A 15933-nucleotide genomic window follows, 5' to 3' on the forward strand; every position below is an offset into this window, starting at 1 on the left:
GCAATTTTCACTTCCCCAGGGCCCGAGCTGTTTCAGCTCGGGCCTTTTGTGCTGCGTTGGTATGGACTGCTGATTGCAGTCGCTGTGCTGATCGGACTGAACCTATCCAGCTGGCTGGCGAAACAACGTGGCCTTGACAGCAATCTGATCAGTGACCTGCTGCCGATCCTGGTGCTGGCTGCCGTGATCGGCGCGCGCACTTATTACGTCGCCTTCGAATGGGATTCCTATCAACACTCGTGGTGGGACGCACTGGCGATCTGGAGAGGCGGCATCGCCATTCACGGAGCGCTGCTGGGGGGCACGCTTTCCGTGATTCTCTTCTGCCGCTGGCAACGGGTGTCCTTCTGGGATGTTCTTGATGTGCTCGTACCTTCAGTGGTGCTGGGTCAGGCCATTGGTCGTTGGGGGAACTTCTTCAATTCCGAAGCATTTGGAGTGCCAACGGACCTGCCATGGAAACTGTTCATTCCGTTCGCCAATCGTCCGAAGGTATTTGTTGATTCCGAGTTCTTCCACCCCACATTCCTGTATGAGTCGCTCTGGAACATCGCAGTGTTTGTCTTGCTGATTACTCTGTTCCGCCTTGGTCGCCAGAACAAGATCCCATTGCCGGCAGGAGCGTTGAGCTGTATCTATCTGCTCAGCTACAGCCTGGGCCGGATCTGGATCGAAGGCCTGAGAATCGACCCTCTCTGCCTGGGCGGGCAACCTCCTTTCTGTGATGGAGGCCTGCGAATCGCCCAGTTGATGAGTCTCGGTCTCATGGCCATTGCAGGTTTCGGACTGTTCTGGCTGTATGGACGCAAGTCAGAGCTTCCCGATCCAGGACTGAGAAAGGCGGATCCTTCATGACCTTGATCTCGATCGTGGGTGCGGGTCCCGGTGCACCTGATCTGTTGACACGCCGAGCTGAGAACCGCATCGTCAACGCCGATGTGCTGATCTGGACCGACTCACTGGTGTCACCTCAGATCGCTGATCTTGCTCCTGCAGGTTGTGAACGGGTGCGGACAAGCACACTCACGTTGGAGCAGGTTCTGCCCCTGATGGTCGAACGCGCCAACGCTGGAAAAAACGTGGTTCGCCTGCACGATGGCGACCCCTGTCTGTACGGCGCCCTCAGTGAACAGGTCTGCGGACTTGCTGATGCTGGAATCGATGTGGAAGTCGTGCCAGGCATCAGCGCTTATCAGGCAACCGCCTCTGCGCTCAGAGCGGAACTGACCATTCCAGGACTTGTCCAGACAATCGTTCTGAGCCGAACCGGAGGTCGAACCGGTGTTCCGCAACGAGAGGAGCTGAAACACCTTGCAGGCCTTCAGGCCTCGCTGTGTCTTTATCTGAGCGCTCGGCATGTGGATGAAGTTCAGACCACGCTTCTTGAACACTATCCGGCAGACACTCCTGTGGCGATCGGGTACCGGGTGAGCTGGCCTGATCAATGGCTGGATCTGGTTCCTCTTGAGCAGATGGCACAGATCACCCATGAACGCAAGCTGATCCGTACGACCCTGTATGTGATCAGTCCAGCTTTTCGATCAACCAAACTGCGATCGAAACTGTATTCGCCTGATCATGACCATCTGTTCCGGCCCAAGAACTGAAAAAACCCGCCAGGTGGTGTTTTAAGATCGTGGAGCTCGGGCGATTAGCACAGTGGTAGCGCACTTCCTTCACACGGAAGGGGTCACTGGTTCGAATCCAGTATCGCCCATTCAAAATTGATTCAATTTGCTTGCAGTGAGCAAGCTTCGCCCTGAGATCAGTTCTTCCAATCGATCGTGATACTGGTTGCTGAAGGAAACCGAAACCCTGTAATACGAATGTTTGATTGATAGAAATCCAACCAATCTCGATGCATCACCGGAGAATTCCATCATCGGATTTCCGCCTGAATTGCACAGGACTGTTGGGTCACCAATGCCAAGATCCGTACTGCGCTGGCCATGCTCACTGATCTCAGCCGGCTAACGGAGCGGCTGCCAGACATGGATGCGAAATTCCCTGTTCATGATGTCAGGAGTGGCTGCTGATGCTCCGGGTGTTGATCACTACGGATGTTTTGCGATTTTTCATGCAAGATCGACGCGTCTTCGGCTCAAATCCGGAGATGCGTCGAACCAAGGAGGGGTGGGACCCTCCTTTTTTTTGCTGACAGGTGCGGTATCGCCGTTCAATCTTCTGATCCGCCAAGATCTCCAACATTCGCGACCCTGCCATGCTTCGAATGAAGAATCCGATTCTTCAGAGAATCTGGTCGATCATCACCTGGCGCTGGCGCATGCAGATCGCCCTGAATGCCCCTTTTGCACTGCTCTGGGTGGCCGACAAAACCAATCCTGCGGTGCATGCTTTCAACATGTCGGCGCTCACAGCACTGCATGCTGAATGGCTGGCTCCAATGATCGGGATCGCCTGAAAACCTTTGGTAAAGCAAGGATCAGAGCCGACGAAGGGTGAGCATCCAGAGCCAGATCGCAAACAGCGTTCCCACAGGAATCACGATCACAAGAAGCTGAGCGACCACCAGATTGCGAACTTCAGGATCCATGACTCAGGCGCTGGTCACAGATCATTCTTCCCTGAGTGAGCCAATTTCAGTGCCGATCTCAAGTTTTTGCTGCTGCATCAATATCTCCGGGTAACCAATGAGGAGTTTGTGCGCAATGTGTCAACTCTCCGTGTGTGCCTCGAGGCACTGACAGAACCGCAAAACGAGCTTAATTTCACCTCAACAGTGTCAGTGAGGATCGGATGTGGTTGTCAGATTCCGCGCAGGCGAGGAATGAAGCAACCGTCTCGACCCTGCAGGAGATCGGTGATCAGATCCGTCAGGCAAGGATCGATCAGGGGCTGAGCTGCGATCAACTCGCGCAGTCTCTGAAAATGGGCAGCGAGCAGCTTCAGGCCCTCGAGAACGGTGATCTTGAGAAATTACCCGAACCTGTTTTCATCAAAGCCATGACACGCCGGGTCGCCTCCAAACTCGGCCTTGATTGCGATCCTCTGATCAACAGACTGCAAAGCGTTCTGTCTGTTCCCGAAAAAGTCAGCAATGGATCTGGTTCACTAACCAGCGTCCCGAGCGCGATCGATTCCGCAAGTCGCAGAGGCTCTTTCATGTCCTGGCAACGCTCGGCGCTTGCGGCTCTGATCCTCGGCGCTGTCACCGGTGGAGCCATGGTGGTGGCCAGTCAGCGGCGCACGGTTCAGCAAGCTTTCATCAGAACGACACCGGTCCTGGACACACGCACACAGACAAGCGATCAACCCGTCTCATCGATAGACAAGATCAAAGAGCGGAGCACTGGGCTGATCTCCATCAGCAGCAAGCAACCCAGCTGGCTCGCGATCCGCAACGGCGAGGGCAAAGTCGTTTATGAGGGCACTCTCTCGGAAAGAAGATCTCTGCCTGCGGAACCCGATCTTGAGATCTACGCCGGACGGCCGGACCTCGTGCTTGTCAGTCATGGTGATGGCACACCCAGGGCCCTGGGCCCCATCGATCAGGTGCGCTGGTATCGACTCAGTCCTGAACTCTGACCTTGAGATGCAGCCCTGTGACCTCCCTCACCAGGGTTGAGCAGCTTTCAAGACTCCACTGTTCCAGGCTGAGATTCTGATTCAAACGCTCTGCGACCAGCTCCAGAATCAGATCACCGCCTTTGACCTCAGCCTTCAGCGTCTGCACGACAGGATCAGGGCGCCGATCCAGCGCGGTGGCAAGGCGCAGCAACAGAGCCATCTGCGACACAGTCCGCCTGTTGTCACGTGTTTGGAGTGCCTGCCATGACTCATGCCGCTTCTTCGGAAGACTGCGGCGGTGATACCGGGCGATGGCCGCAATCATCAGATGCTCTGCTTCCGAGTAACCCAGCAGTTCCCCGTGGCGGATGAGATACCAGGAATGCTTGTGATAAGCACTGAGGTTGATGTGCTGACCACAGGCGTGAAGCATGGCGGCAGCCCAGAGGAGATCGCGCCCTGATCCATCATCCCGGTGCAGTGTTCTGTGCGTGCTGTCGTAAAGGTTGAGCGCATGGCTGGCGACCCGTTCGGCACGGGCCTGATTGACCGCGAAACGCTGGACCTGATGGATCACTGTTCGCTGGCGGATGCTGCTCTGAAAACTGAAGCGGTCTTCGAGAAGACCGTGGCGCAGCATCCAGTCCACGATCAGCCCCTCGCGCAGAGCCCGCTCACTGAGCACCAGTTCGTCAACATCCAGCATCTGCATGGTGGTCTGCAGAATGAGCGATCCCGGCACGATGATTTCCGCGCGCCGATCATTGATGGCCGCCAGACCACGACGCTGCTCCGGTGTCATGACAGCGAGCCTGTCCACGACACGGTTCAGTCGCTGCTTTGAAACCCTGTAGCCATGCAGCTTCAGCGGTGGACGATCGTCTTCACTGGCAGCCAGGGCTCCGATGGCCATGGCCGTGCCACTGGTCGCCACAAGCACAGGTTTCTCACCTGGCTTGATGCGTCGATGCACCTTGTCGACGGCTGGCTCCAGTGAGCCCTGGATGAATGCCTGCAGAAAGGAGCGGCGGTGAGGAGGGATCGGATCGTCCTTGACGAAATCCCTCTGCAGCCGCACGGCACCGACGCGTGTGCTGGTGAGTGCGCGTGCATCCCTGCCATCGGCAAGGATCAACTCCGTAGAGCCGCCTCCGATGTCCAGCACCAGATGGGGACGGTCACCGAAGGGCATGCCTGACAACACTCCCAGGTAGATGAGCCGCGCCTCCTCGGGTCCGCTGACCAGATCCACATCCAGATCAAGCTCGTCTTTGATCCTCTGCAGAAAATCCCGCCCGTTGGGCGCCTCACGGACGGCACTGGTCGCAGCAACGACGACCTGCTCCACCTGATGACTGAGGGCAAGCTCGCGGAAATGACGAAGACTCTCCAGCCCCCTCGCCATGGCCTCAGGGGTGAGTTCCCCAGTATCGGGATCCCTTTCTCCCAGGCGGGTGTTGGACTTTTCCGCGAGATCGATGCTGAAGGTGCTCAGGGCTACATCCACCGAGGCCACGAGCATGTGGGTGGAGTTGGTGCCCACGTCAATCGCAGCCACGGTCCTCACTTTTCGCGACACACCCGGATCACGTATCAATGCAGATTCCGCTGCCTGATTGTTGACATCCACCGCGGCCGCTGGAGAAGACTCGGCACCTGGCATGGCGCACCGTGATGGAGACGGATCCACTCTGCCACCGGCACTCAGAGGCGGGTCACCGCTGATTAATGTTCCGAAAATCCAAGCATCGGGTTCTGCGCACTGTGGCCGGCACGACCTTTTCTCGCGTCATGTCTCCCTGGGTGGCTCTGCTGCGCTGGGACAAACCGAGCGGCCGGCTGATCCTGCTGGTTCCAGGAGGGTGGAGTCTCTGGCTGGCTCCTGATGCTCCTCCGTCTCCCACCCTTGTGCTCCAGATCCTGATCGGTGGCCTGGCTGTCAGTGGTGCCGGTTGCATCGCCAACGATCTCTGGGACCAGACCATTGACAGGCAGGTGGAACGCACCAGGCGGCGCCCGCTCGCCAGCGGCACGCTCAACCGGACCCCGGCGTTCGGGGTGCTGATGCTGCTGCTGGCGCTGGCTCTGGCGGTGGTCCTTAGCCTGTCTTCCCAGATGCTGCTCTGCCTGCAGCTTGCACTGCTGGCGCTGCCACCGATCCTGATCTACCCATCCGCCAAGCGATGGTTTCCTTACCCACAGGCTTTGCTGGCGATCTGCTGGGGTTTCGCGGTGTTGATTCCCTGGGCCGCATTCACAGGCAACATCACTCCATCGACGCCTCTGATCAGCTGCTGGTTCTCCACCCTGTGCTGGACCTTCAGCTTCGACACGGTCTATGCGATGGCCGACCGGCCGGATGATGCCCGCCTCGGGCTGCGCAGCAGTGCGCTGACCCTCGGACGCAACGCGATCAGAACCGTTCGGGCCGGATACGGTCTGACCGCAGCATCCCTGGCCGTGGCTGCTGCAACTGCAGATGTGGGGGTGCTGTTCTGGCCGTTCTGGGGCATTGCCACCATCGGGCTCTGGCGCTCCACGCAAACTCTCCGAGCCGCTGAACAGCAGCCTGCTGCTGTGTATGCGCGCCATTTCGGACGTCAGGTCCAGATCGGCACCTTGCTGCTGATCGGTCTGGTGCTGTCGCGTCTGGGCTGATGCCGCAATCCGCATTCCCCTCATCCATGCCCTCTCCCCTGAAGCAAGGCGATTGGGTGACCATTGCCGCACCCAGCTCGGCTGTGAGAGATGAGGCCAGCCTCATGGCCGGGATCGCGGTGCTCGAGTCATGGGGACTGAACGTCAAGCCCCCGGCATGTCGAGACCGGCACTGGGGCTACCTGGCGGGACGCGACAGCGAGCGACTGCATGATCTCTCCGAGGGCGCGCTGACCCCTCTGCTGGCCTGTGCTCGCGGTGGCTGGGGCTCGGCCCGTCTTCTGGAGCAGGCCGTTCCCTGGAGTGAGGGATGGTTGCTTGGCTTCTCAGATGTCACAGCTCTGCTCTGCAGCCGCATGGCAAGCGGCTTCGCAGGTGGGATCCATGGGCCACTGGTGACAACGCTGGCCAGCGAGCCAGCCTGGAGCCAGCAGCGGCTTCACGATCTGCTGTTCGGGCATCCTGTTGCGTCACTTGAGGGAACAGGCTGGGTCAGAGGGAGGGTGAACGGACCATTGGTCACGGTGAATCTGACGGTGGCGTCACACCTTCTGGGCAGCCGGCACTTCCCCGATCTGCGCGGAGCGATCCTGGTGATTGAGGACGTGGGCGAAGCTCCCTACCGCCTCGATCGCATGCTCACTCATTGGCGTCTCGCAGGGGTTCTGCAGGATCTGTCTGGTCTTGGCTTGGGTCGATTCAGTGATTGCGACGAAGCTGAAAGCGGTGATCCCGATCACCGCTTTCAATTGGAGCAGGTTTTGCGGGAACGAAGCGCTGATCTGGGTTGTCCTGTCGTCGCGAACCTGCCGGTGGGCCATGGTGACGGCGGTAATGCGGCACTGCCGATGGGCGTGTGCGCTCAGCTGGATGGTGACAACGGCAGCCTGAGCCTGGATCTGCCGGCTCAGCGCTGAGCGAGAACAGCTTCCGCCACGATCAGGTCAAAGGGAGTGGTGACCTTGAGATTGGCGGATCCGGCATCGAGCACGCGGACCGGCCAGCCCAGGCGTTCAAACAGGGCAGCGTCGTCTGTGACCGACCAGCCGAGGGCCCTGGCCTGCGCATGCCCCTCACGCAGAGCCGCAACCGCGAAACCCTGGGGTGTCTGCGCTGCCCAGAGCTGGGACCGATCCTGGGTTTCCTTGATCAGTCCCCGCTCATCCACGCGCTTGATCGTGTCGGTGACCGGCGCCGCAGCGATCACCGCCTCACCCCCCTGAACCGCTGCGGCGCAGCGATCAAACAGATGAGGATCGACCAGACAGCGCGCACCGTCGTGAATCAGCACATGCTCTGCATCCCCTGGCAGGGCTGCCAAGCCGCGCTCAACCGATTCCTGGCGTGTGCTGCCGCCCTCGATCCAGGCAACAGATCTGGGTGCCGCCTGCAGAATTGAGCTGATCTCCCCGTGATCGGCAGGCTGGCCGATCACACCGATCCAGCGAATGCCCTCGGCGGCACAGGCCGCGTCCAGGGTCCAGGCCAGCAAGGGCCTGCCCTGCAGATTGAGCAGAAGCTTGTTGCGATCAGCTCCCATGCGCCGCCCGCTGCCCGCTGCGGCAATCAACAGATGCACAAGCGACTCCTGCTGGCAGCAGGCTGAAACGGCCTCCATACAATCAGCTCGCACCACCTGTGCCGCTGTTCATGCGCGTTCTCGCTCTCAGCCCTGGAAACCTTCAGCAACAGCTTGAGCGGCTGCCGGCTCTCGCTGCCGCCGCTGAGCAGCTTGAGGCCAGTCTCCAGGTGGCCTGCGATCCATCACACCGGTCGCTGTGGACCATGCTGCCTGCGGTGAAGAAGGTGATTCCCTTTCCCTTCGAAGCCGATCCGAATCTCTCGGACTGGGCCAATCTTCTCGGTCTGGTGAGGGAGCCTGACTTCCAGGCATGCCTCAATTTCGCCACCGGTCGGCAGGTGAATTTGATGCTGTCAATGAGCCATATCCCGATGAGGGTTGCCACGGAAGGCTTTGCCAGCACAGCCTCGGCAACGGTTGAGCCAGGCTGGACACCACAGAAACTCGAGGCCTTCCTGAGGCCCATGGGTGTTTCGCTGAATGCCGATGACTTTCGGCTGAGCCTGCCTGTGGATGCCATGGAGAAAGCACGCAGCGCACAGCCCGCCGGAGACGGCCCGCTGCTTCTGCTGGCTCCGGGAGGATTACCCGTTGATTGGCCCGACGAACGCTGGACGTCACTTCCGGAGACCATCCGCAGCAAGCTTCCCCAGCTGCGCAGCCTTGTGCTGCCGGCAGACCTGCCGGTGGCGGAGCGTGCGGCAGCCGTGGCCTGCGCGGATGTCGTGCTCAGCAGTTGTTCACTCACCCAGCTGATTGCCACCTACTGCGGACTGCCTCTGGTTGCCCTGGGGGCCAGACCGGATCAGCTGCCTCAGAGGGATGTGATTCGCAGACTTGAGAACGAGGATCTGTCCTCGTTGTCCGTCGCCGATGTGATGCAGGCTCTCGGCTTCTGATGACACGACCGAGACGCGGCGGACGCCAGGGTCTTCCCAGCGTCCGTCCTCGTCAGCTGCGTCACCTCGCGCGTCCGTGGTTGCTGCCTGTCCTGGCACTGAGCGTGCTGATCCTCAGTGGAGCCATCGGCTACCGGATCACGGAAGGATGGGACTGGGGAGATTGCCTGTGGATGGTGCTGATCACGATCAGCACCATCGGCTATGGAGAGGTGGAGCCTCTTTCGCAGCCGGGACGACTGGTAACGGTGTTGATCATCGCCGGCGGACTTCTGGTCGTTCAGCTGTCCATCCAAAGGGTGCTGGGGTTGTCAGAATCCGGCTACTTCCGCCAGGTTCGGGAGCTGAGATTTCGCCGAATGCTGCGGCGTATGCAGAACCACGTCATTCTCTGCGGCTACGGCAGGATCGGTCGGGAGATCGGTGAGCAGCTGCTGCTCGAAAAAGCTCCGGTGCTGGTGGTCGAACTCGACCCTGACCGCAAGAAGGCCGCTGAACAACGTGGCCTCAAGGTGCTCCAGGCCGACGCCACTCTGGACGAAACCCTGATGGAGGCAGGACTCGATCGCTGCCGCAGCCTGGTGACTGCACTGCCGAGCAATGCCGCCAATCTCTACGTGATCCTGAGCGCCCGCGGGCTGGAGAAGCGTTGTCGCCTGATCGCCCGTGCGGACAGCGAGGAGGCGGCGGCGAAGCTCGAACTGGCAGGAGCAAGTGTGGTTGTGAGCCCCTACGTGGCCGGAGGCCGACTGATGGCGACAACGGCTCTGCGTCCGCTGGCGGTCGACTTCACCGATCTGCTGGCGGGATCCGATTGTGAAATCGAGGAATTCCGTCTGAGTGAGGATCCGTCGCTGATGCGTCAGATCTCCCATCGCAGCCTTCAGGAACTGGACCTGGCACGTCGAACCGGAGCCATGGTGCTAGCAATCCGCGACAACAACACTCTGCTGGCCAACCCCAATGGTGAGGTCACGCTGGCCCCGGGGCAGATGCTGGTTGTGATGGGAAGCAAGCAGCAACTTCAGGATCTACGCGGGATTCTTGGCGACGCCATCGATGCGGTGGAAACGATGCGCGGCATGCAGCCGAATGAGTGAGCGTCGTCCCTGCAGGTCCGTACGATCAGCCGGTCACAGGTTCCTGCATGAGCACCACCCGCACCCTCGATGGCCAGATCGCTCTGGTGACAGGAGCCAGCCGTGGAATCGGCCGGGCTGTTGCACTCGCCCTGGCTGAAGCCGGAGCGGAAGTGGTGGTGAACTACTCGAGCTCTCCCGATGCCGCCGATGCAGTGGTCGCCGAAATCAAGGACTCCGGAGGTCAGGCCTACGCCCTGCAGGCCAATGTGGCTGAGGAAGAGGCCGTGAATTCACTGGTCAAGACAGTGATTGAGCGGAGTGGACGGATCGATGTGCTGGTGAACAACGCCGGTATCACGCGCGACGGTCTGCTGATGCGCATGAAGACCGAGGACTGGCAGGCGGTCATCAATCTCAATCTGAGCGGTGTGTTTCTCTGCACCCGCGCGGTCGCCCGCCCGATGCTCAAGCAGAGAAGCGGACGCATCATCAACATCACCTCAGTCGTTGGCCTGATGGGCAACGCCGGGCAGTCCAATTACGCCGCCGCAAAGGCGGGCGTCGTGGGATTCACCAGAAGCACCGCGAAGGAAATGGCCAGCCGCGGGATCACTGTGAATGCGGTTGCGCCTGGTTTCATCGCCACCGACATGACCAAGGATCTCGATGCTGAGGGCATCCTCGCCGCCATCCCACTGGGACAGTTCGGAACTCCTGAGCAGGTTGCTGGGGCGGTGCGATTCCTGGCCGCTGATCCCGCTGCCGCATACATCACGGGTCAGGTTTTGCAGGTTGACGGCGGCATGGTGATGGGCTGAGACGACAGCACAACAGCATCAGGGCTCAAGCGGCTGCCCGAGCTCATCTCTCAGCCTGCGGATTCGCTGCAGCAGCCTGAAACGCCGACTGCGCTCGGTGGCCGTGAGAAAGATACGCAGCGGTACATAGACAAGGGCCATGATCCCGGCCAGACCGGTCAGCAGAACGAAAAACAGCGCCCCTGAGTTGGTCATGAGTCAACGCTAACGAGCGGAGACCTTTCCAGCAGGAATCAAGGCTCGATGATTCGGCTTTCCCCACTTCCGGCAACAAGTCAGCAGACCTGTCGTTGTGGGACATTGACGAACGGGTAAGTGTCGAACATGGCCAAGCTTCTCAGTTTTTCGGATGAATCCCGCGCATCGCTGGAGCGGGGTATGAACGCTCTCGCCGATGCCATACGCGTCACCATCGGCCCGCGCGGCCGCAACGTGGTGCTGGAGAAGTCATTCGGAGCACCCGACATCATCAATGACGGCGACACGATTGCGAAGGAGATCGAACTCGAGGACCCCTTCGAGAACATCGGCGCAAAATTGATCCAGCAGGTGGCGTCGAAGACCAAGGACAAGGCCGGAGACGGCACCACCACCGCCACCGTTCTGGCACAGGCGATGGTTGAGGAAGGACTCCGCAACACGGCAGCTGGAGCCAGCCCGATCGAACTTCGTCGCGGAATGGAAGCCGCGGTCGCTCACATTGTCAAAGGTCTTTCTGAGCGAAGCCAGTCCGTCAGTGGTGATGCCATCCGTCAGGTGGCCACCGTGAGCGCCGGCGGCGATGAGGAAGTTGGCCAGATGGTGAAGGAAGCCATGGACAAGGTGAGCGTTGACGGTGTGATCACCGTGGAGGAGTCAAAATCACTGGCCACAGAGCTCGATGTCACCGAGGGCATGGCCTTCGACCGCGGGTACAGCTCTCCGTATTTCGTGACCGACGGTGACCGTCAGATCTGCGAATTCGACAATGCACTGTTGCTCCTCACCGACCGCAAGGTGAGTGCGGTGGCGGACCTCGTTCCTGTGCTCGAAGCTGTGCAGCAGTCGGGCTCACCTCTGGTGGTGCTCGCCGAAGAGGTCGACGGGGAAGCACTTGCAACACTCGTTGTGAACAAGAACCGAGGTGTTCTGCAGGTCGCGGCGGTTCGCGCACCATCCTTCGGTGAGCGCCGCAAGGCAGCTCTGGCAGACATCGCCATCCTCACCGGCGGCACGGTCATCAGCGAAGACCGGGCCATGACCCTTGAAAAAGTCACCCTCGCTGATCTCGGTCGCGCCCGCAGGATCACCATCAGCAAGGAGAGCACCACGATCGTTGCCGGTGAGGAGAGTCGCGACGCCGTGGCTGAACGGGTGGCCTCCATCCGCCGTGAACTGGACAACACCGAATCGGACTACGACCGCGAAAAGCTCAGCGAGCGAATTGCCAAACTCGCTGGCGGCGTGGCGGTGATCAAGGTGGGAGCCCCCACCGAAACCGAGCTCAAGAACCGCAAGCTGCGCATCGAGGATGCCCTCAATGCAACCAGGGCAGCCGTTGAGGAAGGCATCGTTGCCGGAGGTGGTTCCACTCTGCTGCAACTGGCGGGAAGCCTGGATTCCGTTGCCGCTGAGCTGCAGGGAGATCAGCGTACGGGCGTTGAGATTGTTCAGCGCGCGCTGAGCGCTCCCCTCAAGCAGATCGCGATCAACGCAGGAGCGAACGGGGATGTCGTGGTCGAGCAGGTTCAGCGCTCCGGCCAGGGATTCAATGCTGTGACCGGAAATTACGAGGACCTGCTTCAGGCAGGCATTCTCGATGCCGCCAAAGTGGTTCGCCTTGGCCTTCAGGATGCAGTGTCGATTGCATCAATGCTGATCACAACTGAAGTGGTGGTGGCCGACAAACCCGAACCGCCTGCTCCGGCAGCACCGGGTGGAGACCCGATGGGCGGCATGGGTGGAATGGGCGGCATGGGTGGAATGGGCGGCATGGGTGGAATGGGCGGCATGATGTGATGCCCCGTCTGCGCGCCTGGATGGCTCAGAGAGCCTGCACCAGGCGCGCGTGAATACGGCACACCGCCAGTGCCTCGCGAGGGGGCTTGCTGCAGAGATGTCCAAGCTCTCTGTTCAGAGCCTGCAGCTCACCCATGGGCAGCCCTGCAACCGGGATGGAAAGGACCAGTCCGCCGACCATTGCCGGGAGGGAAATCAAGCGCAACATGGCATGAGTCTCGCGGGACTCACCCAGTCTGCCTTTTCAGTTGACGGCAGTAGGCGGCCACCTGGAGATCCACGCCGGTGATCGCTGTTCCAACAACCACCGCATCCGCTCCCGTGACCAGGGCATCAGCTGCTGATGCTGCCGAGGAGATTCCCCCCTCGCAGATAAGGATTGTGGATAAGGGCAGCTGTTGTCGCAGTGGATGCAACAGATGCAATGCCGGCGGGGAAAGCTGGGTTGTGGCCTCGGTGTATCCAAACAGGGTTGTCCCCACCCAGTCACATCCGAGAGATGAAGCCCTTAGACCATTCTCCACACTGTCGACATCAGCCATCAGAGTCGCACTGAGCTCTGATTTGGCACGCCTGACCAGCGTCTCGAGCTCCTCTCCGCAAGGGCGGGTGCGCGCAGTGGCATCCAGAGCGATCACATCAGCACCTGCCGCCCAGACAGTCCTGATGTCCTCCCAGCGGGGCGTGATGTAGACCGAACTGTCAGGGAAGGAGCGTTTCCAGAGGCCCACGATCAGAGCATCCGGACAACGCTCACGAACCGCTCCGATGTGCTCCGGGCTCTCCAGCCTCACCCCGATGGCCCCGTTGCGAAGGCTTGCCTCGGCCATGGCGGAGATCACATCGGGATGACGCATCGGAGAACCCTCCGGTGCCTGAACCGAAACGATCAGGCCGCCCTTGAGATGCTCAGGAGCGAGGCGATTCACCGTCGGAACGACCATGCCGCCTCAGGACGCCTTGGGCAGATCGTTTTGACTGACAGGAGTCAGCCAGCGACGCAACCGCTGAGGACCAGCGGCTGGGACAGGGCGAAGAGCCTGGACAGGGGTGCCGGCAGCGATCTCGGGATCGATCTCAGAATCAACGACACGACCCACATCATCCAGACAATTCCTCAGCAGGGACGTGAAACGATTCAGTCCTGGGTTGACCAGCTCAGGTTCGGAGGATTTGGCCGTGACCTGTTCTGGCTCTGAATCAACATCTGATTTCTCCGGCGCGATCGCCACGAATGAAGGCTGCTGATCAGCCAGGGATGGGGCCGCGGGCTCCTCAGCAGCGGTGAATCCACTGGGTAGTGAGTCGACACCGAAGCGATGTACCCACTGCAGCTCCAGTCGTGACAGCAACTGACGATCCTGCTGTTGCAGCGCCTGTTCCATCTGTTGCTCAAGATCGAGCTGGCGGGGGTCCTGATGCTGATAGGGGGAATGGTTCACGGAATCAGGCGAGCTTGCGGTTGAGCAGTGGACGGATCAGCAGGAACAACGCGGCTGTGAGCAGTGTCAGAACCAGCAGACAGGTGGTCCCGGTGACGGCGCCGTAGGGCGCTTCCAGCAGAACCGAGGACAGATCCAGCGGGCCGGCATAGGCGGCACGAATGGGTTCAATCGCGAAGGTAAGGGGATTTAGTGATGCAAGCCAGCCCAGCCAGGGGGGCATGAAGCTGAGAGGCGCCAGCGCGGTGCTGGCGAACAGCAGGGGAAGATTGGCCACAAAAATCACTGCAATCAGCTCGATGTGTCCAGGCAAGGCGAACGCCAGACCGAGGCTCAACGCAGTGACCGCGAACACCAGCAGCAACAGGGTGACCACCACAAGCAACAAGCCGGCGGCACCTGGCCATCCATAGCCGAGCAGGGATGCCGTGACCATGATCGCCAGGCTCTGCACAAGACTCAGTGTTGTGATGTAGATGACAGAAGCCAGAACAATCGAACTGCGACTGCGCAGTGGCGCCACCAGCAGACGATTCAGGAACCCGAATTCACGATCGAACATCACAGGAAGACCTGCATTGAGAGCAGCACTGAATGCGGTGAAGACAATCACTCCGGCACCGAGGAAGCGTCCGTAGCTCATGCCTCCCGGCAACAGTCCCTCAGGAGCCCGGGAAAACAACGCACCGAACAGAACCAGCCAGATCAGGGGCTGCAGCACACCGGCCACCAGGGTGGACGGACGTCGTTGAAGCTGCAGGAACAGACGTCGTGTGAGCGCGAACGTTTCCTGCACAAGCTCGGAGAAAGCTGAACGGTTATCGGACTGAGAAGTGCTGGTACCGAGGGCAGGACTGGTCATTGACAGGGCGAGGACGAAAAGAAAAGCAGATGAGGAGGATTTCAACGCATCGACTGTCGTCGCTCCCGCTTGGGATCGCGCTGCCCCGCGACGGCAAGTTCGGCATCCATCAGGGTGCGACCGGTGGCCTGCAGGTAGACGTCATCGAGACTGGGTCGGCTCTGTGACAGTGAGAACACTTCAAGCGCCTCGCCTGCCAGCCGCTCCTTGAGAGTTGAGAGCACATGTTCACCATCGACGACGAGATTGAGTGAATAGCCCTGAGCACGATTGATCACAATCCGCCTCACACCTGTCACCACTTCAAGAATCCGGCACACCCGCTCAGCTTCAGGCTGATCGCTGAATTCACGCACCCGAAGCGTCACCCGGTCTCCGCCCAGCTGCTGCTTGAGAGCTTCCGGCGCACCCTCGGCGATCACCCGACCGGCATCGATGATGGCCATCCGGTCAGCGAGAGCCTCCACTTCTTCGAGGTAGTGACTGCTCAACAGAATCGTGGTGCCCTGATCGCGAAGATCTCGCAGCACCTCCCAGATCACGGCGCGACTTTCGATGTCGAGACCGACCGTTGGCTCATCCAGAACAAGCAGCTGTGGTTGGTGCAGAAGTCCGGATGCGAGATCAAGACGTCGACGCATGCCGCCGGAGTAGGTGCCGCAGCGACGGTCGATCCACTCGCCCATCGACATCCTGTCCACCAGCTGATCAATGCGCTCGTTTCGCTTCTGCCGAGACAGGTGGTAAAGATCTCCCTGGAGAGCCAGCAGCTCGCGACCGGTGAGAATTTTGTCAATCGCCACCTCCTGAGCCACATAACCCATCAGTTGTCGAACCGTGCGTGGCTCCTGAAGCGCATCAATCCCAGCGACGACCACCCGTCCCTGATCAGGGGCCAGCAGCGTGGCCAGGATGCGCAGCGCCGTGGTCTTGCCGGCACCGTTGGGACCCAGCAAGCCGTAAAGGCAGCCGGAGGGAACAGAAAGACTGAGTCCACACAGAGCCGAAACGGTCCCGTAGGACTTCTCCAGTTGATCCAGCTCAAGCAGTGACATCCCGCCCAC

Annotated in this window: 18 protein-coding genes and 1 tRNA gene; 11 read left to right on the forward strand and 8 right to left on the reverse strand. The window is 60.2% G+C overall.

The genetic code is table 11. From position 1 onward, the window contains the following. Positions 1-3: 3 nt before the first annotated feature. From lgt to SIB56_RS07790, 5 genes are all read left to right on the forward strand, one after another. Positions 4-855 (forward strand): prolipoprotein diacylglyceryl transferase, encoded by an 852-nt coding sequence (gene lgt / locus SIB56_RS07770; protein ID WP_413327217.1) that lies wholly within the window; start codon positions 4-6, stop codon positions 853-855. After that, positions 852-1607 carry a precorrin-4 C(11)-methyltransferase gene (gene cobM / locus SIB56_RS07775; protein WP_413323410.1) on the forward strand — a complete coding sequence of 252 codons (756 nt, stop codon included), beginning with the start codon at positions 852-854 and terminating at the stop codon, positions 1605-1607. Before lgt ends, cobM begins: the two co-directional genes overlap by 4 nt. 38 nt (positions 1608-1645) lie before the next feature. After that, a tRNA-Val gene (locus tag SIB56_RS07780) sits at positions 1646-1717 on the forward strand. Positions 1718-2221: 504 nt separating this feature from the next. After that, positions 2222-2422, forward strand: coding sequence for a hypothetical protein (locus SIB56_RS07785; protein ID WP_413323411.1), 201 nt, complete (start codon positions 2222-2224; stop codon positions 2420-2422). Between the two features lie 341 nt (positions 2423-2763). Further along, positions 2764-3546, forward strand: coding sequence for a helix-turn-helix domain-containing protein (locus SIB56_RS07790; protein ID WP_413323412.1), 783 nt, complete (start codon positions 2764-2766; stop codon positions 3544-3546). Here SIB56_RS07790 and SIB56_RS07795 read toward each other — a convergent pair. Then, positions 3530-5191, reverse strand: a complete 1662-nt coding sequence (locus tag SIB56_RS07795) for a Ppx/GppA phosphatase family protein (protein WP_413323413.1) — start codon at positions 5189-5191, stop codon at positions 3530-3532. The two genes, SIB56_RS07790 and SIB56_RS07795, sit on opposite strands and share 17 nt — an antisense overlap. 128 nt (positions 5192-5319) lie before the next feature. On the opposite strand from SIB56_RS07795, the gene SIB56_RS07800 reads away from it, so the two are divergent. Both SIB56_RS07800 and SIB56_RS07805 read left to right on the forward strand, forming a co-directional pair. Beyond that, positions 5320-6186 carry a 4-hydroxybenzoate polyprenyltransferase gene (locus SIB56_RS07800; protein WP_413327220.1) on the forward strand — a complete coding sequence of 289 codons (867 nt, stop codon included), beginning with the start codon at positions 5320-5322 and terminating at the stop codon, positions 6184-6186. 26 nt (positions 6187-6212) lie between these two features. After that, positions 6213-7103: a S66 peptidase family protein gene (locus tag SIB56_RS07805; protein ID WP_413323414.1), complete on the forward strand. Its 891-nt coding sequence runs from the start codon at positions 6213-6215 to the stop codon at positions 7101-7103. Here the strand turns inward: SIB56_RS07805 and ispD are convergent. Beyond that, positions 7094-7765, reverse strand: a complete 672-nt coding sequence (ispD, locus tag SIB56_RS07810; protein WP_413327222.1) for a 2-C-methyl-D-erythritol 4-phosphate cytidylyltransferase — start codon at positions 7763-7765, stop codon at positions 7094-7096. The two genes, SIB56_RS07805 and ispD, sit on opposite strands and share 10 nt — an antisense overlap. Before the next feature lie 71 nt (positions 7766-7836). Here ispD and SIB56_RS07815 point away from each other — a divergent pair, with 71 nt between their 5' ends. Genes SIB56_RS07815 through fabG form a run of 3 tightly spaced genes read left to right on the forward strand, consistent with a single transcriptional unit; the run spans position 7837 to position 10567 of the window. Then, a complete protein-coding gene (locus tag SIB56_RS07815; RefSeq protein ID WP_413323415.1) occupies positions 7837-8667 on the forward strand; it encodes a glycosyltransferase family 9 protein in 831 nt (276 codons plus the stop codon). Beyond that, positions 8667-9767: a potassium channel family protein gene (locus SIB56_RS07820; RefSeq protein ID WP_413323416.1), complete on the forward strand. Its 1101-nt coding sequence runs from the start codon at positions 8667-8669 to the stop codon at positions 9765-9767. Before SIB56_RS07815 ends, SIB56_RS07820 begins: the two co-directional genes overlap by 1 nt. Before the next feature lie 47 nt (positions 9768-9814). Next, entirely contained in the window at positions 9815-10567 is a 753-nt protein-coding gene (gene fabG / locus SIB56_RS07825; RefSeq protein WP_413323417.1) for a 3-oxoacyl-[acyl-carrier-protein] reductase, read from the forward strand. 18 nt (positions 10568-10585) lie between these two features. On the opposite strand, the gene SIB56_RS07830 is transcribed toward fabG, so the two are convergent. Further along, entirely contained in the window at positions 10586-10762 is a 177-nt protein-coding gene (locus SIB56_RS07830) for a hypothetical protein (protein WP_413323418.1), read from the reverse strand. A 129-nt stretch (positions 10763-10891) separates the two neighbouring features. On the opposite strand from SIB56_RS07830, the gene groL reads away from it, so the two are divergent. Beyond that, complete coding sequence (groL, locus tag SIB56_RS07835; protein ID WP_413323419.1) at positions 10892-12565, forward strand: chaperonin GroEL; 1674 nt, start codon at positions 10892-10894, stop codon at positions 12563-12565. A 25-nt stretch (positions 12566-12590) separates the two neighbouring features. Here groL and SIB56_RS07840 read toward each other — a convergent pair whose 3' ends face one another. The 5 genes from SIB56_RS07840 to SIB56_RS07860 are packed head-to-tail and all read right to left on the reverse strand — an operon-like array spanning position 12591 to position 15924. Beyond that, positions 12591-12764, reverse strand: coding sequence for a hypothetical protein (locus tag SIB56_RS07840; RefSeq protein WP_413327454.1), 174 nt, complete (start codon positions 12762-12764; stop codon positions 12591-12593). A 28-nt stretch (positions 12765-12792) separates the two neighbouring features. Beyond that, positions 12793-13509, reverse strand: a complete 717-nt coding sequence (locus SIB56_RS07845; RefSeq protein ID WP_413323420.1) for an N-acetylmannosamine-6-phosphate 2-epimerase — start codon at positions 13507-13509, stop codon at positions 12793-12795. A gap of 6 nt (positions 13510-13515) precedes the next feature. Continuing rightward, positions 13516-14007, reverse strand: coding sequence for a hypothetical protein (locus SIB56_RS07850; protein WP_413323421.1), 492 nt, complete (start codon positions 14005-14007; stop codon positions 13516-13518). A gap of 4 nt (positions 14008-14011) precedes the next feature. Continuing rightward, positions 14012-14869 carry an ABC transporter permease gene (locus tag SIB56_RS07855; RefSeq protein ID WP_413323422.1) on the reverse strand — a complete coding sequence of 286 codons (858 nt, stop codon included), beginning with the start codon at positions 14867-14869 and terminating at the stop codon, positions 14012-14014. Between the two features lie 41 nt (positions 14870-14910). Continuing rightward, positions 14911-15924, reverse strand: a complete 1014-nt coding sequence (locus SIB56_RS07860) for an ATP-binding cassette domain-containing protein (RefSeq protein ID WP_413327224.1) — start codon at positions 15922-15924, stop codon at positions 14911-14913. Positions 15925-15933 lie beyond the last annotated feature (9 nt).

This window comes from Synechococcus sp. MIT S9503 (assembly GCF_047304175.1).
Classification (GTDB): domain Bacteria; phylum Cyanobacteriota; class Cyanobacteriia; order PCC-6307; family Cyanobiaceae; genus Synechococcus_C.

Coding starts and splice junctions, on each gene's coding strand:
- SIB56_RS07820 (WP_413323416.1), top strand. CDS start 8,667: ATGACACGACCGAGACGCGGCGGACGCCAGGGTCTTCCCAGCGTCCGT.
- SIB56_RS07805 (WP_413323414.1), top strand. CDS start 6,213: ATGCCCTCTCCCCTGAAGCAAGGCGATTGGGTGACCATTGCCGCACCC.
- SIB56_RS07815 (WP_413323415.1), top strand. CDS start 7,837: ATGCGCGTTCTCGCTCTCAGCCCTGGAAACCTTCAGCAACAGCTTGAG.
- SIB56_RS07795 (WP_413323413.1), bottom strand. CDS start 5,191: ATGCCAGGTGCCGAGTCTTCTCCAGCGGCCGCGGTGGATGTCAACAAT.
- groL (WP_413323419.1), top strand. CDS start 10,892: ATGGCCAAGCTTCTCAGTTTTTCGGATGAATCCCGCGCATCGCTGGAG.
- SIB56_RS07785 (WP_413323411.1), top strand. CDS start 2,222: ATGCTTCGAATGAAGAATCCGATTCTTCAGAGAATCTGGTCGATCATC.
- SIB56_RS07845 (WP_413323420.1), bottom strand. CDS start 13,509: ATGGTCGTTCCGACGGTGAATCGCCTCGCTCCTGAGCATCTCAAGGGC.
- SIB56_RS07830 (WP_413323418.1), bottom strand. CDS start 10,762: ATGACCAACTCAGGGGCGCTGTTTTTCGTTCTGCTGACCGGTCTGGCC.
- fabG (WP_413323417.1), top strand. CDS start 9,815: ATGAGCACCACCCGCACCCTCGATGGCCAGATCGCTCTGGTGACAGGA.
- cobM (WP_413323410.1), top strand. CDS start 852: ATGACCTTGATCTCGATCGTGGGTGCGGGTCCCGGTGCACCTGATCTG.
- SIB56_RS07800 (WP_413327220.1), top strand. CDS start 5,320: ATGTCTCCCTGGGTGGCTCTGCTGCGCTGGGACAAACCGAGCGGCCGG.
- SIB56_RS07855 (WP_413323422.1), bottom strand. CDS start 14,869: ATGACCAGTCCTGCCCTCGGTACCAGCACTTCTCAGTCCGATAACCGT.
- SIB56_RS07860 (WP_413327224.1), bottom strand. CDS start 15,924: ATGTCACTGCTTGAGCTGGATCAACTGGAGAAGTCCTACGGGACCGTT.